The sequence below is a fragment of the Akkermansiaceae bacterium genome (assembly GCA_024233115.1).
Taxonomy (GTDB): domain Bacteria; phylum Verrucomicrobiota; class Verrucomicrobiia; order Verrucomicrobiales; family Akkermansiaceae; genus Oceaniferula.
The window spans coordinates 529,843-553,059 of the sequence record JACKQB010000003.1 but is presented as its reverse complement, the minus strand read 5'-3'; the positions used below and the strand labels follow the sequence as shown (position 1 = coordinate 553,059).

General features: G+C 55.6%; 22 protein-coding genes and 1 tRNA gene. 7 read left to right on the top strand and 16 right to left on the bottom strand.

What is annotated here, in order from left to right:
- Window positions 1-19 precede the first annotated feature (19 nt).
- The 7 genes from H7A51_10335 to H7A51_10305 form a co-directional block, all read right to left on the bottom strand.
- The gene (locus H7A51_10335; GenBank protein MCP5536613.1) at window positions 20-1,492 is read right to left on the bottom strand and encodes a carboxypeptidase M32; all 1,473 of its coding nucleotides are present in this window, start codon (window positions 1,490-1,492) and stop codon (window positions 20-22) included.
- A gap of 185 nt (window positions 1,493-1,677) precedes the next feature.
- Window positions 1,678-2,223, bottom strand: a complete 546-nt coding sequence (rfbC, locus tag H7A51_10330; protein MCP5536612.1) for a dTDP-4-dehydrorhamnose 3,5-epimerase — start codon at window positions 2,221-2,223, stop codon at window positions 1,678-1,680.
- Between the two features lie 12 nt (window positions 2,224-2,235).
- Window positions 2,236-3,702: an FAD-dependent oxidoreductase gene (locus tag H7A51_10325; GenBank protein ID MCP5536611.1), complete on the bottom strand. Its 1,467-nt coding sequence runs from the start codon at window positions 3,700-3,702 to the stop codon at window positions 2,236-2,238.
- Window positions 3,703-4,017: 315 nt separating this feature from the next.
- Entirely contained in the window at window positions 4,018-5,223 is a 1,206-nt protein-coding gene (locus H7A51_10320; protein MCP5536610.1) for a homoserine dehydrogenase, read from the bottom strand.
- A gap of 104 nt (window positions 5,224-5,327) precedes the next feature.
- Window positions 5,328-6,107 (bottom strand): PEP-CTERM sorting domain-containing protein, encoded by a 780-nt coding sequence (locus H7A51_10315; protein MCP5536609.1) that lies wholly within the window; start codon window positions 6,105-6,107, stop codon window positions 5,328-5,330.
- Window positions 6,108-6,327: 220 nt separating this feature from the next.
- Window positions 6,328-8,181: an asparagine synthase (glutamine-hydrolyzing) gene (asnB, locus tag H7A51_10310; GenBank protein MCP5536608.1), complete on the bottom strand. Its 1,854-nt coding sequence runs from the start codon at window positions 8,179-8,181 to the stop codon at window positions 6,328-6,330.
- Window positions 8,182-8,286: 105 nt separating this feature from the next.
- Window positions 8,287-9,225, bottom strand: coding sequence for a hypothetical protein (locus H7A51_10305; protein ID MCP5536607.1), 939 nt, complete (start codon window positions 9,223-9,225; stop codon window positions 8,287-8,289).
- Window positions 9,226-9,383: 158 nt separating this feature from the next.
- On the opposite strand from H7A51_10305, the gene H7A51_10300 reads away from it, so the two are divergent.
- The 3 genes from H7A51_10300 to H7A51_10290 all read left to right on the top strand — a co-directional run bounded on the left by H7A51_10300 (window position 9,384) and on the right by H7A51_10290 (window position 13,843).
- A complete protein-coding gene (locus H7A51_10300) occupies window positions 9,384-11,198 on the top strand; it encodes a tetratricopeptide repeat protein (GenBank protein ID MCP5536606.1) in 1,815 nt (604 codons plus the stop codon).
- A 95-nt stretch (window positions 11,199-11,293) separates the two neighbouring features.
- The gene (locus tag H7A51_10295) at window positions 11,294-11,872 is read left to right on the top strand and encodes an HNH endonuclease (GenBank protein MCP5536605.1); all 579 of its coding nucleotides are present in this window, start codon (window positions 11,294-11,296) and stop codon (window positions 11,870-11,872) included.
- A 243-nt stretch (window positions 11,873-12,115) separates the two neighbouring features.
- Window positions 12,116-13,843, top strand: coding sequence for an ankyrin repeat domain-containing protein (locus tag H7A51_10290; GenBank protein MCP5536604.1), 1,728 nt, complete (start codon window positions 12,116-12,118; stop codon window positions 13,841-13,843).
- A gap of 22 nt (window positions 13,844-13,865) precedes the next feature.
- Here H7A51_10290 and H7A51_10285 read toward each other — a convergent pair whose 3' ends face one another.
- On the bottom strand, window positions 13,866-14,222 hold the full coding sequence (locus tag H7A51_10285; GenBank protein MCP5536603.1) for a hypothetical protein: 357 nt from the start codon (window positions 14,220-14,222) through the stop codon (window positions 13,866-13,868).
- Window positions 14,223-14,345: 123 nt separating this feature from the next.
- Between H7A51_10285 and H7A51_10280 the strand changes: the two genes are divergently transcribed.
- Window positions 14,346-15,752, top strand: coding sequence for a hypothetical protein (locus tag H7A51_10280; protein ID MCP5536602.1), 1,407 nt, complete (start codon window positions 14,346-14,348; stop codon window positions 15,750-15,752).
- Here H7A51_10280 and H7A51_10275 read toward each other — a convergent pair whose 3' ends face one another.
- Window positions 15,753-16,346, bottom strand: coding sequence for a DUF479 domain-containing protein (locus H7A51_10275; GenBank protein ID MCP5536601.1), 594 nt, complete (start codon window positions 16,344-16,346; stop codon window positions 15,753-15,755).
- Window positions 16,347-16,362: 16 nt separating this feature from the next.
- The gene (hemH, locus tag H7A51_10270; protein MCP5536600.1) at window positions 16,363-17,409 is read right to left on the bottom strand and encodes a ferrochelatase; all 1,047 of its coding nucleotides are present in this window, start codon (window positions 17,407-17,409) and stop codon (window positions 16,363-16,365) included.
- A 168-nt stretch (window positions 17,410-17,577) separates the two neighbouring features.
- Here hemH and H7A51_10265 point away from each other — a divergent pair, with 168 nt between their 5' ends.
- The 3 genes from H7A51_10265 (at window position 17,578) to H7A51_10255 (ending at window position 19,339) form a co-directional block, all read left to right on the top strand.
- Window positions 17,578-18,006, top strand: coding sequence for a hypothetical protein (locus H7A51_10265; GenBank protein ID MCP5536599.1), 429 nt, complete (start codon window positions 17,578-17,580; stop codon window positions 18,004-18,006).
- Window positions 18,007-18,163: 157 nt separating this feature from the next.
- Entirely contained in the window at window positions 18,164-18,610 is a 447-nt protein-coding gene (locus tag H7A51_10260; protein ID MCP5536598.1) for a MarR family transcriptional regulator, read from the top strand.
- Between the two features lie 66 nt (window positions 18,611-18,676).
- Window positions 18,677-19,339, top strand: coding sequence for a polyphenol oxidase family protein (locus tag H7A51_10255; GenBank protein ID MCP5536597.1), 663 nt, complete (start codon window positions 18,677-18,679; stop codon window positions 19,337-19,339).
- 212 nt (window positions 19,340-19,551) lie between these two features.
- On the opposite strand, the gene H7A51_10250 is transcribed toward H7A51_10255, so the two are convergent.
- The 6 genes from H7A51_10250 to H7A51_10225 all read right to left on the bottom strand — a co-directional run bounded on the left by H7A51_10250 (window position 19,552) and on the right by H7A51_10225 (window position 23,185).
- Window positions 19,552-19,625: transfer RNA gene (locus tag H7A51_10250), tRNA-Arg, on the bottom strand.
- Between the two features lie 180 nt (window positions 19,626-19,805).
- Window positions 19,806-20,087 carry a hypothetical protein gene (locus tag H7A51_10245; GenBank protein MCP5536596.1) on the bottom strand — a complete coding sequence of 94 codons (282 nt, stop codon included), beginning with the start codon at window positions 20,085-20,087 and terminating at the stop codon, window positions 19,806-19,808.
- A gap of 47 nt (window positions 20,088-20,134) precedes the next feature.
- Complete coding sequence (locus H7A51_10240; protein ID MCP5536595.1) at window positions 20,135-20,413, bottom strand: BrnT family toxin; 279 nt, start codon at window positions 20,411-20,413, stop codon at window positions 20,135-20,137.
- Window positions 20,414-20,512: 99 nt separating this feature from the next.
- A complete protein-coding gene (locus H7A51_10235; GenBank protein ID MCP5536594.1) occupies window positions 20,513-21,268 on the bottom strand; it encodes a S8 family serine peptidase in 756 nt (251 codons plus the stop codon).
- 103 nt (window positions 21,269-21,371) lie between these two features.
- A complete protein-coding gene (gene ruvC / locus H7A51_10230) occupies window positions 21,372-21,875 on the bottom strand; it encodes a crossover junction endodeoxyribonuclease RuvC (GenBank protein MCP5536593.1) in 504 nt (167 codons plus the stop codon).
- 101 nt (window positions 21,876-21,976) lie between these two features.
- Window positions 21,977-23,185: a DEAD/DEAH box helicase gene (locus tag H7A51_10225; GenBank protein ID MCP5536592.1), complete on the bottom strand. Its 1,209-nt coding sequence runs from the start codon at window positions 23,183-23,185 to the stop codon at window positions 21,977-21,979.
- Window positions 23,186-23,217: the final 32 nt, after the last annotated feature.

Genomic DNA, 23,217 nt, shown 5'->3' with positions numbered 1-23,217 from the left:
GGTCGGGATTGAACGGGATTTACAAAAACCGCCGCTTCAAATGCTCCAGATGATACTGCGGGTTGGTTCCCTCGCCAGTAGCTGATTTCATCAGGTCCTGGGGAAAGAGTGTGCTGCCCTTGGCGTGGATGCGTGACCTCATCCAGTCGAGGATGGGGAGGTAATTGGCACTGGCTGCGGCGCTGGCAACCGCCTCATCCTGCATAGCGGTATGGTACAATTGAGCGGCGTTAAAGTTGCCCAGGGTGTAGGTGGCGAAGTAGCCGAGTCCACCCATCGACCAGTGGATGTCCTGGAGGCAGCCGTTGGTGTCGTCGGGCGGAGTCATGCCGAAGAATTTTTCAAACTGCTCGTTCCATGCGGCGGGGATATCAGCGACGGCGATCTCGTTATTGAGCATGCGGCGTTCCAGGCCGAAGCGGAGCAGGATGTGGAGGTCATACGTTGATTCGTCGGCCTCGACGCGGATGTAGGATTTTTCAGCCCGATTAATGGCTGTTAGAAAAGTATCGAGATCCAGGTCGGCCAGATTCGGGAAGATTTCCTGGGTCCGTGGCAGCCACTTGGTCCAGAAGGCGCGTGATCGTCCGATGTGGTTTTCCCACAGGCGCGATTGGGATTCGTGGATGCCAAGCGATACCGCGGTGCCGGCGGGGAGGCCGTGCTGGTTGGTCGGTAAACCTTGTTCATACAGACCATGGCCCGCCTCATGCAGGACTCCAAAGAGAGATGAGGTAAACTGGTTTTCCAGATAGCGGGTAGTGAGCCGGGTATCACCGGGGCCAATCCCGGTGCAAAACGGGTGGGTGGTGGTATCGATCCTCCCCTTGTTAAAATCAAAACCGATGTCCTCGGCGATCTCGCGATTGAGGATTTGCTGTTGCTCCACCGGGTAGTGACCGGCGAGCACATCGGCGGTGGTGCTGGCTGACCTTTCGACAGCGGCCTGGGCGGTGGCGGCAAGCTTGTCGCCTACGGTGTCGAAGATGGCAGCGACATCGGAGGTTTTCGCGCCGCGTTCGTAGCCTGCTAACAAGGCATCGTAAGGTTCGTCGTCGTAACCCCAAAGGCCGGCTTTTTCACGGGCGATTTCCAGCAGGGTTTCCAAATGGGGAGCAAATAGCGGGAAGTCGTTTTTCTCCCGGGCCTCCGCCCATGCGGATTTGGCGAGTGACGAGGCCTCGGATGCCTTTTCGACGAGGCTCTGGGGGAGTTTGGTGGCGCGGTCGAACCGGTAACGTAGCTCGCGGACGTTGGCCGCTTGCACCGCGTCTCCCGAATCCTCGTCCTCGGCGGCTTCCAGTGCCTTGCGGAAATCATCCCCCGTTCCGAGTTCATGGATTTTTCCGGAGAGCCAGGCGAGTTGTTTGGCCCGGTAAGGCACGCCGCCTTTGGGCATGTAGGTTTCCTGGTCCCAGCCGAGGACGCCGGCGGTGTTTCCTAACAGGGATATTTCACGGGTTTTATCGCAGAGAAGATCGTATGAGGACATGGCCCAGCGATAGCAGTGATTGGGAGCGAGGCAGAGCAAAAACTGAGGGCAATGGTGAAGGGCTCCTTATCCGGGGCTTTTTTTAGACAGAATTCACAGAATTAACAGAATTTTTCTAGGTTTGGTAGGCTTGTGCTGTTACGGGGCATCCCCCCATATAATTCTGTTAATTCCGTTAATTCTGTCTAAATCCTATAGAGGTTCTCAAGCGGGACTCCCTGTTGATCGCGTGCGGATAGCTGGGGATTTTCAATCGGCCACGGGATATTCAAATCCGGATCGTTCCAGTTGAGCACCTGTTCTGTTTCAGGGTTCCAGGGTTTGGAAACGAGGTAGGCGATGGTCGCCGGGCCGTCAGGTGTGGCGAGGCCATGGGCCAGTCCTTCGGGAATATAGATCTGCGACGGATGTTCCGGGTTGTCGGCCGAGAGCGTAAACGCCGCCCATCTCCCGAAAGTCACCGAGTCCTTGCGGAGATCGACGACAACATCATAGATGGTCCCCGAGACCACGGTGATCAGTTTTGCCTGCGCATGGGGCTCTTGGAAATGCAGTCCCCGGATGCAGCCTTGCTCGGTGTGCGAGAGGTTCATTTCCGCCCACGGATGATCGTATCCGGCATCGGCATGGAGCCGCTGCGCAAAGACGGGCCGGAAAGCCCCCCGCTCGTCAGGAAACTGCGGGGGGCTCAGTAGTGTGACGCCGGCGAGGGTTGTGGAAGTTGTTTTCACGAGGTGTTTTTTTTAGCTCAGTAGAGTTTTGGCGGCATCGGATCCCATGCGCATCGCGGCGTGCATGTTAGGGTAGGTGAACGCGCCTTGTCGACCCGTTGTTCGTAAATTGGTGAATTGCCCCAGGTAATTGAGAACCGTGTTGAGGTGTGGCTCAAATCCTTTTGCAAAAATCGGGTAGGCCTGTTCCGCCTTCAGCAGGTGGTGTTCGATCACCTCGTCCGCACAGCAGAGGCCTTCGGCTTCAAGGTCTGTTAGGATTTGGGGCAATGCGTCACCGTTCCACTTGGCATCGCCGACCTCACAGGTTGTTTCTACGATGAGTGTGGTGTGATCGGCGGGTGTAACCAGCAGCCCGGCGTTTTTGGGTTCACCGACCCGATGGAAAACGCGGTCGCGGTAGTAGGTGTAGAGCGCGTCCATGCACTGTTCCTTTTTGACTAACAGCGCATAAACAACCATGGGTTTGAACCGCAACCGTTTCGCGGCATCAATCACATTTGCCGGAGGCGGTGGATCGAGCGCCTTGATCAGATGGGGCAGGGGGATGGTGGAGAGGAATGTTGAATGTTGAATGTTGAATGCTGAATGATTCACTCCCGTAATGAACTCTCCGTCGTGGCTAACTTGAGTGACGGGGGTGTTGAGGTGGATTTGGGCTCCTTTTTCCTGGAGGCTTTTTATGAGGAGACGGGGCAGGGCTTCGGCGCCGCTGGCTGAGTAGTGTAAGGTTTCGAATCGTAACGCGCCCTCGGTGGCGTCGCGAGGTTTGGTTAGGCGAAGTTTTTCCAGCAGGTTTTTTAAAACATCGACAGCGGAGAGTCGCGGCATTTTTCTCCTGACAAACTCCGCCGACAAGTCGCGCGGGTGAATCCCCCAGTAGCGGTGGGTGAATTCCTCGAAGAAAAACTCATACAAAGCGGGGCCGTAGAGCTCGCAAAGGGCGGATTCAGCATCGGGACCGGGAGAGCGGTTCCCCCATCTGGACTCGATCTCAGCTGTGACCAGCCCAAGGAGACAGCGCGCAAGGGTCAGCGGGGGGATACCCGCCAGGATATCCCGGCCACGGAGTGGGTAGTGGTAGAGCTTCCCGCCCCACTTGATATGCGACTTCAAGGGGACTTCGAGACGCTCGTCGCCCATGGCTTCGGCGCAGTGTGCAAAGACTTCCGTGTCAAAGGCATGCAGCATGTGGACGCCGAGGTCATACCAGTTGTCGCCACATCGATGTCCTGCGGCGAGACCCCCAGGGTGGGCTTCTTTTTCGAGGATGGCAACCTGCGCCCCAAGTTGAAGAGCCGTGTGCGCGGCGTAGAGTCCACAGGGACCCGCGCCAAGTATGGTTAGATGAGTAGGGGGATCATGAGCCACAAACGAAAGATCATGAGTGTGGCAAGGGAGGTCAAGGGGAATAAGCCAATGCGAGACGACCGAGTGCTTTAAAAAATGACAGGCGGACTGTAGAATCCGATCGGCCATGACTGCAAAGGGTCTGGTTTAAAAGGACTGGATGACTCGGGTCCTACAATGGGAATGTTATAGTAAATAATGTTTGGCTGCCGGAATTCAGCCAGAATCAACCAGAATACCTTATGGTATGGGAGAGTTCAAGGTCCCGGGGATATTGTAAAGCGGTGAGAGGCGTGTATTCCGGGCAAAATCGACGGCAAGTGTGATCCAGCGGCTTACTCGAAGCATCGGAGGGGAGGTCCGGTAAATCAATGCAGGTGTGGTGCGAGTCGAAAAAATACTGGGCATCTGGTTGCTGATCGACTTGGCTCCCTCAGAGCGTAACTACCCCAGCAGGCCTTGCTGCTTCTGCCAAAGGCCGGTTAGCAAGCAATCGGGCAGATTCAGGTGTTGGTGCGTGATTGCGTCGTCTTTACGTAGGGAGGCTTTAAGAATCGTGGTATTTTCAAGGAGCGAAATAGGGATCTTGTGTTCCTGTCGGGGTTCCACCAAGCCATATACCTCGGCCGAGCCGATGGCGTGTTTGATTTCCGTTCCTGCTGGGAGGTCACGTTTGGCGTAGGCGTAGACATCGCAGGTTTGCTTTTGCGTCGTGAGAATGGGTTGTCGGTTGACCGCTGCCAGGATCGCCTTGGGGGTTTCCAAGTGGCACAAGTGATAGGGGCGGTAGAGCAGGTAGTAGGGGCCGTTTCCCAGTTTGTAATAATTTAAATAGAACGCCTGCTCGGCGGGGAGTTCCTTTTTGGGTTTAACCACAAGATAGACGCCCCCCCCTGGTTCGGCACCAAGCAGGTAGTCGATCCGGGGTGTATCGCCGTAGCTCTCAAAATCGAATAGTGTGAGTGCTTCCTGCACGTCTTTGGCGCGTGGCCCGGTCATGCCTCCCTCTGGCGGTAAGTATCCCAAGGCATTGGCGAGCACGGCCATCTCGATGTGCAGTTTGGTGCCATCGGTGTAAGCACAGCATTGGGTGGCCGACAGATTGCGGATCTCGGCTTCATGTTTGATCGACTCAGGGGTGGCATCGCGGTCGAGAAACCCTTTGATGTTCCCGGCTTGAACAATATCAAACCCCATCAGATCGGCCTCGTGGATCATGGTGGCTAATACGCCGTGCTGATCCCCTGCATCTGAAGTTACGGTTAGATTGTTTTGTTTCGCTTCATGGTGAAGAAGTGGTCCGAGTGCCAGGTCGACTTCGGCATTCATGAGCACCACGTGCGCACCCGATTCAATCGCTGCCAGGCAATACTCAGCGGCGGCACCAATCGAGTTAGTGGCTTCTACCAGGCAGTCGATGGGTTGTTCGGAAATGAGTAGCAGGCAGTCGGATCCCGATCTGGCTCCGGGTGCGAGTTTGGCTGTTTCTCTGGCAGCCTCGGAATCGATATCCGCAACCCAGGATAGCTCCATGCCATCCGTGGCATGGACTTGGAATGCGATTCCTTTTCCCATGGAGCCAGTGCCTACGAGGCCGACCCGGATGTTGGAGGTGGGCGCAGCGGTAGTGGTGGTGGAGTGGGTTTTCATTGTTTGTCTTTCAAACACTATCAGACCAATACACCCATGAAAAGAGACCGATCATGAAAAGGCCGGCCTCTTGAGTTGTGGATTTACCGATGGCGATAATCTGCTTATCGACGCCTTTTGATTAGCAGTAGGCTGGAGGCGAACAGAAGTAGCGCGGAGGATGGCTCGGGTACCGGTGCTGTGTCGAAACTGGCTCCAGTGATGGATACCTTGCTGGAGTCCTCAAGTTTAAAGCCCAGTGCGGGGAACATGTTGCCGACTTTGGCTACGTTGTTAGCCACGGAGATAGTGCCGAGATTGGTGTTGCCACCGTAGGTGAAAGTGCCGTAGATTCCACTGGAAATAAAGAGATCCATTTCAAGGGTGACGTTGACATTCCCTGCCAAATCAGGGGTCATGCCGAGTTTGAAAACATGGTAATCCTTGGAATCAAAGGTGATCGGTGTCCCGCCATTGAAGCTGCCGAGCACCCCGTTGGTGTCGGCCATTGATAATACCACATTGGTCTGGTTGGTGGCCAGACTTGCAGATTCCTCAATGCCTGCCAGGTAGAATGATTCCGCCCCCGCCACGCCCATGAGCCCGGTGGATGAACTGAGCAAGCCGATTTGGAAAATCTCGTTACCGGCACTGTAGCCATCGTCTAGCAGGTCAGTGTGTGGATGAGCGGACCAGCCCATGATCATCGTCGTTGTTGCTGTTCCAGCTGCCAGCGAGTAGCTGTTTGCGGTATGGATGATATTGACCGAGGCATCGATGCCCTGATCCATGAAACTAACGGCACCGATACCGTTCGGGTCACCAGCGTGGCCTATCCCGTGTCCGTCCGTGATTTTTGCATCACCGGATGCTGTGTTTGAACTCACAACCCAAGGGGAGTTCATGATAGGATCATCAGCTTGCCTAAAGTCATATGTCCATGTCCCTTGGGCTAGGGTATACGGTGAGGCCAGGATAAGGGTGATGGAACCAAGTGCTATGTATTGCTTAATCATAATGTAAGGGGGGGCGACAGGTCGTTGATAAACGATGTTTGATAGACAGTCAATGTTAAATACAATAATTATTTAGGTCTGTCGTCTGGTTCTTGCGGAGCTTGCCTCATCACACCGCGTCGAGCCAGATCTGTAAAATAACAATGGCCGCGAGTTGTTTCAGTGGTAGGAAATGGGTGGCTGTTAGGAGCGGGATAACCGCTTTGGGGTTTAACCAGCCATTACAGCTGTAACCATCAGGGCCCAGGACATCATGGGCCATCTTGATGAATGGTTCTCTCCAGGCGGGATTCTCCAGTGGAAGGTAAAAAGGTTGCTTGGGACGCTGGGTAACCGACGCAGGGAGATGGCGCGCAGCGAGCTCCCGCCAGATGACCTTGTCTTGCCGCCCCTTGATTTTGAACGAATCAGGCAAGCCGAACGCGAAGTCGATGATGCGGTGGTCGAGAAAGGGGGCTCGGTATTCGAGCGAATGCGCCATGGCGTTTTTATCCTGTCGGATCAATGACCAGTCCGGTAACCATGAGTCATACTGGGACCTGAGGGCGAAGTCGAGGCGCTGGGACCTGCGCGGTTTTTTTTCGTTGTTGCCAGGCTGTTGCTGATGGGCAAGAAGATCCGGATGGAGCATGGCCTTGATATCCTCGTGGCTGAACAAGGTGCGCAGAGAATGGATCTGCTCGGTAGGTGTTAGGATGTCAAAGCGGTCGAGGTATAGCATCGCCTTTTCCCTTCCTTCCGGCCCTAGGTCGGCAGGAAACTGGCTGAGTTTGTTCAGCAGGGATGTGGGGCAGTTTTCGAGGAAGGTGGACGCGAGGTTGCGACCGAGTTTCCCGATCCTGGCTGCGGTCAGGTAGGCTTTGTGAAAGGAATAACCGGCAAAGTGTTCATCGGGTCCTTCGCCCCCGAGGGCGACCTTGCAACCAAGCTTCGAGGTGTGGGACGCCAGTTTGTCAAAAGCGAGGATCAGGGCGTCACCAAGGGGGCGTTCCATTTGCGAGATCACACGCGGAAGGTCTTGCAGGGATTCCGGGGTCAGCTGTGTCGGATGATGATCCAAACCCAGGGACCTGGCGAATCGGGATGCCTCGGCTGTTTCATCGGAGCCGACGCCAAAACCGATCGAGACGCTGGTGACCTCGGCCCCCAGGTCTTGAATGTAGTGCGCCAGCAAAGAGGAATCGACCCCGGCAGACAGATAGGTGGCTACGGGGACATCGGATTGGAGGGCTAACTCGACGCTGGAACGGGCAAGGCGGTCGAGTTGATCGACGGTTTGAATACGGTCGGCTGATGTCTGCCGCCCTCTACTCGGGGGAACCCAATACCGTTCCGTTTTTCTGGTGCCATCGGCTTGGATTTCCATCCAATGGGCGGCGGGGAGCGTCTCGATATTACGAAACATCGTGGCAGGCTCCGAGACATAGCGCAGAGAAAGCCAGTTCGACAGCTCCATCGGGTTGGGCTCAAGCGCAACGGCGGCTGCGCTCAGCGCTTTTATTTCCGATGCAAACAGGAATGGTCCGGATGTTGTTAGGTAAAGCGGCTTCTGGCCACAGCGGTCGCGGGCGAGGAACAGTGAGTCGGTGTCGCGATCATGTAGCGCGATGGCAAACATGCCATTGAATCGTTCCAGCATGTCAGGCCCCCACTCGATCCATGCGGCGGGGATGATTTCGCAATCGCAGCGTGTTTTGAAATGGTGCCCTGACTTTTCCAGCTCAACGCGGAGCTCCTGCCAGTTATAGATTTCCCCGTTACACACGGTCGTAACACGCCCGTCCTTTGAGGTGAAGGGTTGCTGCCCGTGCTCGATATCAAGAATCGCCAGGCGGGTCATACCGAAAGAAAACGGGGGCGCATCAAAAGAAGCCCTGCCATCAGGCCCTCGATGACGGAGAGCCTCCAGCATGGAATCGAGCTGATCCTGCCGTAAGTGAAGTCCACCTGCTATCCCGCACATGAACGGAGTATGAATGCGAGTGGGCGACAGGGGAAGTCTGGTAAACAAAAAAAGCAAGCCCCGGAAGGCTTGCTCTGGAATTGTCTCGTCGGCCTGTGGGCCATTCTAACCACGCCTTCTGAAACCTAACGCCGGTAGGACACCCGCGAGTAACATGGTGAGTATACCGGGCTCCGGGACGACGATTAACTCGACTCCACCATCATAGTTCGCGGCAGTGATGGAAACGTTGGCGTAGTCCTTGACGGAAATGCCCAAGCCCGGGGTGAGAGCCTCCGTTGAGCTGAGGCCGTGGGTGATGGTTTGGGTTCCGAAGCTGGTCTGGCCGACGTAGGTTGTCGTGCCAGCCCCGGCATTCACAACGTACTCATCCATCCAAAGCGACAGGGTAAGTTGAGTTTTATTGAGAAAAGTGTAGTCCTGCCTGAAGTTGAAAAAATGCACGCCCTCGCCCCCTCCAGGATTGCTAACAGCCGTATAGTTCATACTGCCGAAATCGGCGAGCTGATTACCCTCCTCATCAAACACCCCGAGATTGAGTGAGCCCGTTTGAGTAACGGGATTGGCACTGACCTCCACGCCCGCCAGATAGAGGGAATCGCCGCCTGAGACATTGGAAAGGCTTTTCCCGAACCATGTGTTCGTGGGCGTGCCGTTGAACAATCCCATTTGGAAAATCTGGTTTGCGGGTGAGCCTGCCGAGCCGTTATCGGCAAAACCTTTGCCTCCATTGACGTTCCACGCCATGGTGTAGGTAAGGACTCCCTTTTCCAAAGAATAACTACCCGAGTTGTAATACTTGGCTCCGACAACGGCCACATTCTGGTCGCCCATGTAGGCACCCGTGTAGTCGTCACTGGGGGCTGCGGAATCAAAACCCCAGCCAGACGCATGATGCCCCTCGCTGCTGAAGCTGCCACCGGACCAATCGGAGGGCCAGGGGTTGCCATCGGCTTCGATGAAAGAATAGGTGAAACTGGACTGGGCGGTAAGCGCAGTGCCAAGACTCGCGAGCACTCCGAGGGTGGTTAGTATGGTTTTCATGATCAAAAGGGGCTTGGAAGTATTTAACATTTCTTAATAAATTTGACAATAAGTATATATGCGTATTGGTGTTCCTTGGGTGAATCGCATCGGTGCCGGGTCTGATAAGGGTGATTTAGGAGTGTGCAAAGAACAGAAATCGTTTAGGTTCCCCGCGCATGCAGACGGATATGGTGAGTAGACAACAACGAGGTCGGACATGGCTCTCAGTGTTGGTGTTGCTTTGTGCTGTTGGGGCGTTGTTTAGCCAGTCGGTGGGCTTTGATTTTATCAATTACGACGATCCCGCCTATGTGTATGAAAACGAAATGGTGTCGAAAGGGTTGACGATTCAAGGTGTGAAGTGGTCCCTAACTGACGTGGGGCAGACGAATCTCTGGCATCCGCTTACCTGGCTGTCGCACATGCTGGATGTGGAGATGTTTGGAGTGGAGAAGGCAGGAGGGCATCACGCGGTCAATGTGTTCTGGCACACGCTCGGGTCGGTCGGCATGTTTTTCCTGCTGCGCCGTATCACCGGGAATACGGGAATGGCACTCTTTCTTGCCATGCTGTGGGCACTGCATCCACAGCGGGTGCAGAGTGTGTTGTGGATCAGTGAACGCAAAGACGTGCTGAGTGGAGCGTTTTTCCTCTGGTGCTGGTGGAGCTGGGAAAAGTGGAGAGGCTCACCGACTGGAAACCTGCTGTGGTATGGGCTGTCACTGGGTTTGTTTGTGATGGCCGGATTTTCGAAACCCAGTGTCGTTCCGCTACCGCTGATCCTGTTATTACGGGAGCTGCTGCGCAGTGACGCCAGGTTGAGCCTGGGACAGGCAATAGGCTGGGGTGTTCGCGTGTTGCCGTTTGTGTTTGTATCCGCCTTGGTGGCCGGGCTGACCATCCATTTCCAACGCACCGGGGGGATGTCTGACGTTACGGATGTCATGCCTGCCGGCAGACGGATGATGTTGATGCCCGTCGGACTGTGGTGGTATGTGCAGAATTTCTTTTTCCCGGTGCCTGGCCAACTCTGGGTCTACCCTCCCGCCGGTGTGCTGACCGATTGGTTGGTTCCCGCAGTCGGCTTGCTGGCCGCCCTGGCTGTCGTGGTTGCCATCGGGTGGCGTGACCGACTGGTATGGCTCGGGCTCGGTGTGTTTTTTCTGTTGTGGCTTCCTGTGAGTGGTGTGGTGCCTGTTAGTTTCTACTTTGTGTCCGACCGCTATAGCTACCTGATCCACCTTGGCATGCTGGTGGTGCTAGCAGGTATTGTCAGGATTGTTTCCCAGTGGGCTGTGAAGTCGGTGGAGCGGAAAATGATGACCGGGTGCGCAGCGATGATTGTCATTTTGGTTGCGGTGGTTAGCTGGGGCAGGGTGGGAATCTGGAAAAGCAGTGAGTGCCTGTTCACCCATGAGCGGTCGATCAATCCGCGTAGTTTGTTAGCCCCGGTGCATCTCGGCGTGATTCGTGAGGAGCAAGGGGATTTTGAGGCCGCCCTGGAGTTGTTCCGGCAGGCTTTGGAGATTGATGGGAATTCGGGTTTGGCCGCCAATAACGCCGGGCGAATGCTTGAGAAGCTGGATCGCAAACCAGAGGCCGAAAAGATGTACCGGGAGGCATGCGGGAAAAAAATTCTGCACAGCGAGGCCTCATTCAGTCACCTGGCCAGGCTACTCATGGAAAGAGGGGATATAGCGGGTGCTGAGAAAGCTCTGCTGGACGGGGTGCGCCGTTTTCCGACCCGGGCAACGCTGATGGTGGATCTGGGTTCGTTAGCCCTGGGGGCGCAGCATGACAGGACAGCCGCGCTAGCCTGGTACGAGCGGGCCTTGGCGCAAGATCCGGATAATGCGGATGCCTTGCAGGGAAAAGCCGCCGTGCTGATAGAAACCGGCCGGTTCGAAGAAGGGAAGGCCATTTTACAGGAACTCCTCAGGCGGCACCCGGACCGGCAGGCGGTGAGGGGTTTTTTACAGCGTCTCCCGTAGCGAGAATGCGTTGAAGTCGTTAACAAATCAATAATTTCGCTATTGAAGCGGCGATCAGATCATGGTATGTGGCTAGCTATCTGATATCTCCCCCCATGGTCGATGCCTTGAACTATAACGTGTTGGTGCTGAACAAGCTCTGGCAGCCCATCCACACTTGTTCCGTTAGGAGGGCAGTCAAGCTGCTCTGTCTGGGGCACGCCCAAGTGGTCGAGGCCGAGGGGGAAACGAAATACCAGACCCACGACCTCGGCTCATGGTTGGAATCGTCATCGGAGAAAATTTCCGAGGGCGTGATTCGCTCGGTGCGCTTTGCGATGAAGATCCCGAAAGTGATTGTGCTCGCGATGTACGACAAGCTCCCCAGCAAAGAGGTGAAGTTTACCCGGCAGAATGTGTTTATGCGCGACCACTACACCTGCCAGTATTGCCAGAAGGAGTTTCCGGACAAGGAGTTGAATCTCGATCATGTGGTTCCCCGCGACAAGGGGGGGCGGACCCGATGGGATAACATCGTCACTTCCTGTATCGGCTGCAATAACCGCAAGGCGAACAAGCTCCCGCACGAGGCCAACATGTTTCCCGCCACTCGTCCGAGGGCTCCCCGCTGGCGCCCTCTGTTCGGTTTTCGGAGACGTGGAAGCATTGACGATTGCTGGGAAAGCTTTCTGTAGACGCCGCTATTGCGCTGCCCACGTTGTGGCAGGCATGCTAGTTAAGAGGATCGAATCATCTTCCCGTCACGATCTCCGCCGGGTTTTCCTTGTAGTTATAGGGTTTGCATCATGCTTGCTAGGGCACGTGTTTACAGGTAGCATTACAGAAGCTATATTCCATCGTCGATGCGGGTTACCAAAAACAGGAAACGGATGCCAACCGGGTGCCTATTGGTGTTCGGTCTGCTCATACTCGCTGCCTTGTCTTCCTGTCGCCAAAGCCCGACCATTGAAAACGGCGCCTCAGGCCAGGCACTGCTGGATGCCGTTAAGCTCGGCGACAACCATAGGGTGGCACTGCTCTTGCAGGAGGGTGCCTATATGGAGGTGCGCGATAAAAAGGGTGACACCCCCTTGCTCTATGCCGTTAAAACAGGCAACCTCCAAGTGGCAGGCATGTTGCTAAAGCTGGATGTCGATCGGCATGCCCGTTCGGGCAATGGTAGGGGGGCTTTGGAGTTGGCCCTTGATTCGGGTAACAAGGACATGGTCCTCTGCCTGCTGAACGGTGGTGTGTCACCCGATGAAGTGGGTCACGATAACAATCCTCTCCTGCTTAAAGCGGTCAAATTCCGTGGGATGGATACCATCAAGCTTTTGTTGGACAGTGGTGTCAATCCCAGTGCGGCGGGAAAGGACGGCCGGACCGCGCTGCATATTGCCGCAGAGGATGGTCTGATGCAATGCATGGACATTCTGCTGGAGGCTGGTGCCGATCCCGACATCAGGGACGACAATGGTGTTACCCCGCTCTGGAGCGCTGCCCATGCCCGTGGCCCTGTCGAACGGTGGCGGGGAATGAAGCGATTACTTACAGCCGGAGTGGATGTGAACGTGCCCGGTTCCAATAAAGAAAGCTTGCTGGGGGAGATGGTCAGGAGAAATTTGTTCAAAGAGGCCGTTGAATTGATCAACTACGGCGCCACTGTCGATGAGGCGACTGATGGTAACCCGTCACCCATTGAGGTCGCTGCTGAGGCGGGTAATGACGCGATGATCGCGATGCTGCTTTCACGTGGTGCTGACGGATCGAACATCATCGGTGAGGCTCTGGACAATGGAGATATCGAGATGCTGCGCCTGCTTCTTGAAGCTGGGATACGGCCTGAAAATTGGCGTGACCAGGAGAGTAATGCCGTGGACGGTATCATTGCGTCATGTGTTAGAAAAGGACAGCTTCAGCTGGCCGGGCTATGTTTGCAATATGGTGCCGATCCCCTGGCCCGCGGCAAGGAAGGGCAGCGCCCGCTCCACATGGCTGTGGCGATGCGCGACGCCGCTATGGTCAGCCTATTGCTCGAATTTGGCGCCGACCCCAACACCTATTTTGGTCGTCCGGTATCCCAGTCGTTTCTTGAGCTCACGGAAAAAGAATCGATGCGCTGGTTCTTGAAGAACGAACGTCGTGTCACACCTCTGATGATGGCTACTAACAATGGTGATCTTGCGATCATGTCGACACTGATCGAGCATGATGCTAAAAAATACGTCTACACGGGAAAACACCATCTCTACCCGGTTAACTTTGCCTCACGCCGTGGGGATATCAAGGCGATGCAGGTGATCCTCGGCCAGGATCCCGAGAAGGAAATCCATCATGCCGTTCTCGATTTATCAGAGCAAAGGGTGAGGCTTTTCAATGCCAAGCAGGAAGTGATCTTTAGCAGTCGGGTATCCACCGGTAAGTCAGGGTTCAGAACGCCCAAGGGAACCTTTGTCATCACCGACAAACATAAAAGCCACAGTTCAACCATTTACGGCTCGAGTATGCCTTATTTCCAGCGGCTCAGCTGTAGCGCGTTTGGATTCCACGCAGGGTACTGTCCAGGCTACCCGGCATCCCACGGCTGTATCCGGATGCCCCATAGTGCCGCCAAGAAACTCTTTGGTTTGACACCCGTTGGCACGCGTGTCGTGATCCAGCCATAACGCCTCCGGCAGCTATAGCGCGTTAGATCGGCGGGGCTGTGTCATTCCGGTCGGCCTGCACCTCTCTCCAGGTAATCACCATTTGCATCAGGCAGATTCCGGCCATGGCCAGGATCAGGCGGGTCTTGGGGTCGGCGACACTTTGAAACGCCTCATATTGGTAGATGCGGACAACGGCGGAAATGACCCCGAGCAGGGCGATGATCAGGCATCCATATAGGCCATGGCGGTAGTGTTGCCGGCTGAAGGCAAGGCAGATCAGCAAGGCGCCGCCAAAAAACACAGGCATCAGCATTTCCACCTGGTTGCCATCGGTTTCAAGGCGCTCCCAACCCAAAAATCCAGCCAGCCCCAGGGTTATCAGGCAGATTGCGCTCATCAGTGTCAGAAACATGGCCATACCCTATTGTCATGATAGCCGGTCTTGCAAGACCAGAAAGCCCCGATTACGAACTCCATAAATAGGTTGAGCGGCGGACGATACCGTTTACAATCCCCGTCTATGCAACGCCAGCAACAAGTCCGTAGCAGATCACCCAGGAGGGCCGGGAGCAGTAAGCCAGCCAACAGGAAACAACGTCTCATCAGGATCGCCGCGGTCGGTGTCGGTATCCTGGCGTTCCTGGTTCTCGGTATCGAGCTGTTAGCGAAAAGTTTGATCACCAAGGGCTTTCTGGTGGAGAACATAGAAAAATCCATTAACAGTGAGGTTGAAATTGGAGATGTGAAGGTCTCGATTTTCAGCCTGCCCGCAAAGGTGACCCTCACAGATGTCAGTCTTGCACCCAAGGGAACAAGGTCACATCGAGCAGCCCCCATCAAAATCAAGGAAACCAGCCTTAGTGTGGGTCTCTGGGGGCTCCTTCGTAAACATGTTGACGTTTCGAACATCACGATCAGTGGCGCGCAAATCACCACCAGCTATCACGCTGACGGGAGCACTTCGCTCGAAAAAATGTTCGAGGCCCCAGGCGGAAAAAAACGTCGATCCACGGATGGCGGGAAGGGCGGGGGATTCAACGTTTTTGACCAGGAGGACTTCGTGGCTACCCTTGGAGGTCTTCAAATCAAAAATTCCAAGGTGGTTGTGATTCTCGAAGGCATGGCGATCCGCTTGCAGTGCCTTGATGTCGAGATGGATCTCAGTGCCATTGAAATTGACCCCAGGCAATTGGCAAAAACCAACAGCGCGAAACTCCGGATCAACAGTCACATTCGCATAGATTCCACCAAGGGCTGGCAGTATGGTGACATCTATCTCAGCGGGGAGTCGACCACGCGTATTTTCAACCCGGTCACAGGTGACGCCGAACCCGATGTCCATGGCGACTTCAGCTTGGGCAAGGACTCGTGGCTGAATACGCGGATTCCTTTTATTACCCGGTCCTGGAACCATCTGTCGGTTCTCGAAAAGGTCGGCATCAAGGTGGCTGCTTTGCCAGAGAAGGCCACCTTTGGCCGCAGTGAGGCGATTGCTGCGCACTACCACCTCGGAAAAATCACGGTGAAAAAACCGCTGTCGATCTGGGTCGACGACTGGGAGTTAGCCGCCCTGGAGGACTCATGGCTCCAGACCCAAACAGATCAGCATGAAGTGAGGGCGGAGCTGTTGGCATCAAAAAATGCCAGCGTCAACTTTCGGTCAGTGATCCTCAAGGGGGTCGAATTCCTGCCCGAACAAGTCCAGCCGATCGTGGCCAAAGACATCGAAGAACGCCTCTTCCGTGATCAACGGCTGCTGGTAAGCATGAAGTCGTCGGGCGATTTTTCCGATCCCACAATAAGACCCGTCGGTGTGATCATGGACTTCGCCGAAGCCGCCAAAGAGGCAGCGAAAAAACTGCTCAAGGAAAAAGCGGGAGGTATCCTCGACGGCATCCTTGGAGGGAAAAAAGGGAAGGATGAATAACTAGTTGGTCTTTTTCCAATCGACCACAAAAGCCAGCAAGTCCGGCATGAAGTCATGGAAATGGGCTTCAAACGCTCCGTAGTTCCTGCGTAAATCGTCTGCGCCACCGGCAATCCGTGCAATCCTCGGACTCCGGGACGACACCCGCTTCAAGGTGAGTCCGATTCCCTCGATGCTGCTATAGGTCATCAGCCAGTTTTCAGAGCGCATCATTGGAAAGGCCTTGGCCAGCCTCCCCGCCCGCCACCCGGGGTTCTCTTCCAGTGCCCGGTAAATATCCTCAATGAATGTTTCCAGCGGAATCTCACAATATTGCTCCCAGTGAAGGCAAAGATAGTGGTCGAAAAAGATATCCACGATGATACCAGCGAATCTCCTCCGTTCAGGTGCCAGCAACCGCCGTGCCTCCTTGAAAATCACATGGGAGTCCGTAAACCGGTCCACCGCCCGGTGCATCCTGATGCCGCGCACCAGTTCGGCCGGGTAGATTTTCGCCAACTCAGCCATCGGCCCCCGGGTGAAATCACCTAACAGGTTTCCGATGCGCGAGGCATCAGTATCGTCTGCTAATAAAAGGTGGGCGAGGTAGTTCAAAGCCAGTGGGCGGTGATCAGTGATCTGTGGACAGTGATGTCTGCCATTGCTGGATTCGCCCCTTGAGGAATTGAATCCAGCTAGGGTGTGCGTTCATGCAGGGGACCAGGGTCAGCGACTCACCACCCGCTCCGGTGAATTCCTCCACGCCGCGCATACCGATTTCCTCGAGGGTTTCCAGGCAATCGGAAACAAAGGCCGGACACATCACCTTGATTTTTTTGACACCTTCCTTGCCAAAGCGTTTCAGCTCAAAATCGGTGTATGGCCCGAGCCACGGGTCACGAAGGAGGCGCGACTGGAATGAGATCGCCGTTTTCTCCCTGGGGATACCGGATTTTTCCAGGAACGCCTCCGTGGTGGCCAGGCACTGGTGTTTGTAACAGGTCGCATGGCACGGGTTCGGCGTGACACAGCAGTCGTCCCTCACCAGGCAATGTGCGTGTGACGGATCTGTTTTCCGCACGTGTTTCTCAGGGATGCCATGGTAGCTGAAAAGCAGCAGGTCGTCGTCTTCCTCCAGATGTGGCATGGCGCTATCAACCAGGGCCTGGATGTAATCGTCATCCTTATAAAACGGTTGCAGTAGATTGGTCCGCATCCCCGGACTCTGGCTGTTGATTTCCTCCATCGCCTTGACCACCGCCGTCTCATAACTCGACATCGCATAGTGCGGATAGAGCGGCATGATGAAAAGATCGGTGACTCCGGCCGACACAATCTCACGGATCACATCACCCGTGGACGGGCTGCCGTAGCGCATGCCCAGGAAGACGGGGATATCGACTTGATCCGATACCAGCTTTTGCTGCTCCTTGCTGGTTACAATCAAGGGGGAGCCCTCATCCGTCCACACTTCCTTGTAGGCTTCAGCGGACTCCGCAGGCCTCTTTGGCAGGATGAAGAGCTTCAGGATCAGCTTCCGCTTCCACGCCGCCATATCGAGCACACGCTCGTCGCTGAGAAACTCATCAAGATAGCGGCGGACATCCTCAACGCTGGTGCTATCGGGTGATCCTAGATTGAGGAGGAGAACGGCGGCTTTTACGTCAGTTTGCGGCATGATGGCTGTTTTGGAATAAATTGAGAATAAATCGGCGGCAGACCAGATCAGGTCCGGTCGGTGGAGGGTGCGAAGCATAACGTCGAATTGTAGATTGTCCACCGTGTTGCACAGGAATCCAGGATTGAAAAGTTTGCTTTGGCGACGGGATTCTGGCTCAATGGTGACATGATGAAGCTCTTCGTATGCTCCTTGTCGGCCATCCTACTCCTGCCCGGGTGTGGATTGTTCAAAAAGAAACCCAAACCTGTCGAGTGGAATCGTAACATCCGCCTCGCCGGCAGGATACATAAGGTCGACCAGACATCACGGTTCGTCCTGATCCGGCGCTACGGCCCGTGGCGGGTGGGGTCGGGGGAGGTGGTCGAGAGCCGCGGCGAGGGACGTACCGCCAACCTGCTCCCCACCGGCGAGCGACTCGGTGAGCATGTTGCCGCCGATATCCGCTCGGGAACTGTGGAAGCGGGGGATGGCGTCTATATCCGCAAAACCGCTCCACCTGAGAAGCCCGAAAAGCCTGAGAAGCCCGAAACATCAACCAAACCTGAAAAAACAGAGGGGGTGGATAGTCAGCCGGACAAGGCTCCAAGCCCTTAAAAACAAGGGTTTTATATAAAAATAATGGAAATAGCGCGGCGTTTTCTTCAAAATACTAAAATTTATACCTTGTCCCAGCTTGATATTTTGTGTATCTCTGATGTCGCAACTGTGTTCACATTGGTCGAAACTAAACAACTAATGTACACAAAATAAAATGAAAACTAGTCCCTCCAACACTAGCTCCGTCGATACTGACCGTCTTGCAGACTTCGTTCTGTTTACACAACGTTCATGCATCCTCAACTTGTCCAGCGAACTGAACCGCGGAAATATTTCTTTCCCGCAGTTCTTCCTGTTGGCTTATCTATCTAGCGAAGATTACCTGACCATGTCAGACATCGCTAAGAAAATGGGTCACTCCACCGCAGCCGCCACCGGCCTCGTGGATCGCCTCGAGAAGTTGAGCTATGTAGAGCGTGTGCACGCAGCCGAAGATCGCCGTAAGATCATGGTCCGTATTACCCAAAAGGGAACGGAGCTGGTCGCGCGTATGCGCCGCGAGATCGCAACAAACCTCGCTGACGTCATGTCAGAGATGGATGAAGAAGAAGCCGATACCGTGGATCATGCGAATCGTGCCCTCACAGGCCGGTCGCTGTAAAGAACTAGCCCCAGGCTTCCAAGGAAGCTTGGCAACATGAGGCGCTTGCGTTAAGGCTCTATGCCGATGACGCAAGCGCCTTATTATTTAAACGCCCTCAACGCGCTGGAGGGTGTTCATGCCGACTTTATTGGCCGGATACCCGGTGTGCCCGTGGATACCGACCGGGAAGCGACCGTGCAGAGGCTCCGGCCCGCCCACGAAGCAGCCGTCAACGACCTAGGGTTCACATGGTCGCAGTTTCATCGGGCCGAGCAGGTGCATGGCGCTGACATTGCCATCGTTGGGAAAGACAACCCCGCCCGGACCTGGCCAGACGTCGATGGCTTGATCACCGCCGACCCTGGTGTCCTGCTCGGGATCTACGTCGCCGACTGCGGAGCCGTCTACATTTGCGATCCCGTGCAAGGCGTTTTAGCCCTTCTTCACTCAGGAAAAAAGGGAACCGAAGGAAACATCACCGGCAAAGCCATCGCCATGATGAGCGGGCAATTCGGCAGCAACCCAGCTGACCTGGTCGTGGTCCTGGCCCCCTGCATCCGCCCCCCCGCCTACGAGGTCGACTTCGCCGCCACCATCCGCCAGCAAGCGATCGCCGCCGGAGTCCCGGAAAGCCAGTTTACCGACTCTGGCCTATGCACCAGCACGGATTTGGCAAGCTATTACAGCTACCGAGTCGAAAAAGGGAACACGGGCAGAATGCTGGCTTTGTTGGGACGTGGAGCCTAACAGTATTTGGAGTGCGGAGATGCATTCTCCGCTTTGTATTCTCCCTGGCACGTCGCTTCTCCTTGCACCGTCTGGATACCATTCACCTTCCACTCCTCGATAAGCTGAATGGTTCGGTGAAGATGTAATGCAGATCATTCCTTCAAACAGCAGCAACGTCGAATAGAGTATTCAAAGCGGAGAATGCATCTCCGCACTCCGAAAAAAGAAGATACGCCCTACAGGATTCGAACCTGTGACCTACGGATTAGAAATCCGGTGCTCTATCCAACTGAGCTAAGGGCGCTTTGAAAAAGGTGCCGCCGATAAAGGCTGGGCGGACGCAGGGAGGGTTTAATGGGCTGACGTAAATTCGTCAAGCGATAGAAACGGGAAAGCGGAACACAGGGGGGGCTTTGGGCCACATTTCCGACCCACTCAGGCAATGAGCCATGCATGCACTGAGCCACTCCAAACCTAGCGAATGCTAGCCGTTGGGCAGGTTCCCCTGCTCCTCCTCGATTCTCTCAGCCAGCCATTGTTTCATCATCGACTGGTAGTTGAGGTAGCGGGAGCGGGCGAGACGTTTGATGCGGGCCAGCATACGGGGGTCGAACCGCAGGGTAATGGTCGTGGATTCACGTGAGTCCGGTTTATGGACCGAGCTAGCCATCAGGGCGGGGTCAAGTTCGTGCTCCAGCCAGTAGGCGGCTTCGGCTTCATCGTCGGCAAAGGGTGGAATGTCTGTCCAGGATTGGATGGTGTTCATCGTGAAAAAATTGAAAGGTGGTTAGGGGTGGTTTATCCGGCAGGTGGTTATTTGATTTCTCCGTAGCTGCGTTGATAGAACCGGAGCTCGCCCTCGGTCATTTCACGTGCGGCAAAGACACGGGCTGATTTTCCGTCGGTCCAGAATGAGATGAAAAGGTGACGGTCCTGCACGGTGCGGCCCAGCGCGTAGAAGCGGGATTCGCCATCGTCGCGATCGGCATCGGGCAAAAAGCGGATGGCGAAGGGGTCTTCAAATAGTTCTTCCAGCTCACGTGGAGTGATGGCTTTGAGGTCGATAGGTGAGTCGGTGAGGTCGAGTTCCATGAGGTGGTCTTGAGTTTGATAGGGGCTCCGCCGCCATTCAAACACAGGTGAGGGCATTTGAACACGGTTTTTTTACATGGAAATGACGTAATTTCGTGCCTACAGCGCGAGGTGGCGGAGCAGTGTTTTTGCGTGAAGTGGGTGGATATTGGGATGGACGGACAGGATTCCAGCCAGCATGGCGCTTACCCTGGGAGCTGCGAAACTGCTGCCGAACACTTCCTTGCGTCCGCCGTGCAGCCAGGCTGCCGAGGCTTCGCGCCCACCAATGGAGAACTCGACCAAGCTGCCCCGGTAGAGCTGGAGCTGCGTATGGTCATCCGGTGCGGCGCCAACGGCAATCACAGTGGGAAAGTGGGCGGGCCATTCGGCGGTGTGAAATCCAGCATTACTGCCGGCGGCCACGACGTGTAGGCCGCGGAGATAGGCTGCGTCGAGCCAGCCTTTGTAAATAGCGGCATCCTGGGCACGCGCCGGGGCACCAAAGCTGCAATGGATGATATCATAGCCTCGCAGGGCCGCGGCACGCACCCCTTCACGGATGATGGCCGCCCGCGATTCCTTGAAGTGGCCGAGAACGCGGAATGATCCCATTTCGGCCTCCGGGGCATGGCGGTGAATGATGTCTGCCACGGCGGTGCCGTGGCCAAAGACGTCTTGACCGTCGCCCGGTGTGGCCGCGATCCGGCCGCCCCGTGACTCGATCACCACGTCATCAGAGAGTTGCAAGTCTGCCAATGCGGGGTGACTGGATTCGACGCCTGAGTCCAGAATGGCGATACGCACGCCTTTGCCGGTGCCGCTTGTTAGTGCGGCACGTGCTTGGTCGGGGGATATCCAGATTTCCTCAGGCATGGTTAGAACAGAGGTATCCCAGCATAAAACGGGCTGTATTCCGAGGAGTTTTGTGGACTCTTCCCGACAGGAGGGTTATCGGCAGGCAGCTAATCATGCCCTACTAGACTTCGTGCCGTTTTAGGATCGATGCCTTGAGTGGATCGCTGGCGGTGAGATGGGCGATGGCGATGGCGATGGCATCGGCGGCATCGTGGGGCGGGGATTCCCGTAGGCCCAGCAAGGTGCGCACCATAAAGGCGACCTGTTGTTTGTCAGCCGAGCCGTTGCCCGTAACGACTTGCTTCACTTTACGCGGTGCGTATTCATAGATTTTCAAGCCGACCTCTGCCGCCGCAATCAAGGTTGCCGCGCGGGCCGCTCCCATGGTGATGGCGGTGCGGTGGGACTGCACATAGATAATCCCTTCCACGGCGGCTTCATCGGGCTGCCATTTTTTGATCAAATTGGCAATGCCTGTGTGGATGGCTGCCAGGGCCGCCGACTGGGGGATTTTCGCAGGGATGGAAATGACTCCGAAGTCGTTTACTTTCTGCTTGTGGTGATCACCTTCCAACACGGCGTAGCCAGTGTTGCGAATAGCCGGGTCGATGGCGAGCACTCTCATTGTCAGGCGGGTATGTTCGTAGGTCAATTAGTGGGTAAGCGGGTAAGTGCATGCGCAGGCGCTTACGAACATACTCACGTATCAACTCACTTACATGGCGACTACCTCCTCCGGCGTTTGGGGGCCGGGCGGCGTTTTTTCCGGACGGAACGCCCAGGGGACTCGTCGAGTAGCGCTGTGTATGTGTAGTTGAAATTCTCCAGCTTGCGGCGCTCGATTTTTTTATCGATGAAATTCTCAACGGAGATGGCGAAATCAAGTTCGTCGGCGGTGAGGATGGTAAAGGCGTCACCTTCGGCTTCGGCCCGGCCTGTACGACCGATACGGTGCACGTAGTCTTCCGAGTTTTCCGGGACCCGGTAGTTGATGACGTGGGTGACGGTGGAAATGTCGATTCCCCGTGCGGCGACGTCGGTGGCGACGAGGATGTTGTAGGTGCCGTCTTTAAAGCCAGCCAGTGCTTTGAGCCGGTCCGACTGCTTGACGTCCGAGTGCATGGCTACCACCTCCTCATGGCCGGTGCCTTTGATCAGGCCGGTGAGGGTATCCGCTTCCTTGCGGGTGCGGGTGAAGATCATCACGGAATGGAAGTCGGTTTTTTCCAGCAGGGCGAGCAGGAGCTCATCCCTTTGATCCATGGAGACGGGATAGAAGGCGTGGTTGACGGTGTCAGGCACGGATCGGCGGGCGATTTCCACTTCCTCGGGATGGTGCAGACACCATTGGGCGAAACCTTGGATGGCAGGTGGCATCGTGGCAGAAAAGAACAGCGTCTGACGCGAGGTCTCCTCGGTATTCCATGGGCAGAGACTGACGATCTTTCTAACAATCGGGAGGAATCCCATATCGAGCATGCGGTCGACTTCGTCGAGAATAAGGATTTTCACCTCTCCGAAACGCATGGTGCCACGGTAGAAGTGGTCGACCAGTCGACCGGGTGTGGCGACGACGATATCGGCGACGGCCATTTGCTCGTCCTGTTTGCCATAGCCCATACCGCCGTAGATCAGGGCGACTTTGCAGCCGGTGTGTTTGCCGTAATGCTCGAACTGCTCGGCCACTTGGTGGGCGAGTTCACGGGTGGGCTCCAGAACGAGGACCTGTGGTTTTCCGATCGGTTTGATCTTGGAAAGTGAGGGGAGGGCGAAAGCAGCGGTTTTTCCTGTCCCCGTCTGCGAGGCACCAATGACATCCTTGCCCTCGAGAATGAGAGGGATGGCTTTGGCTTGAATAGGCGTGGGGTTTTCGTAGCCGGATTCAGTAACGGCGGAAAGAACGGCTTCGGAGAGCCCGAGATCGGCAAATGACATGAATGGGGGGTAGTTGCTTAACCCGTGTCTGT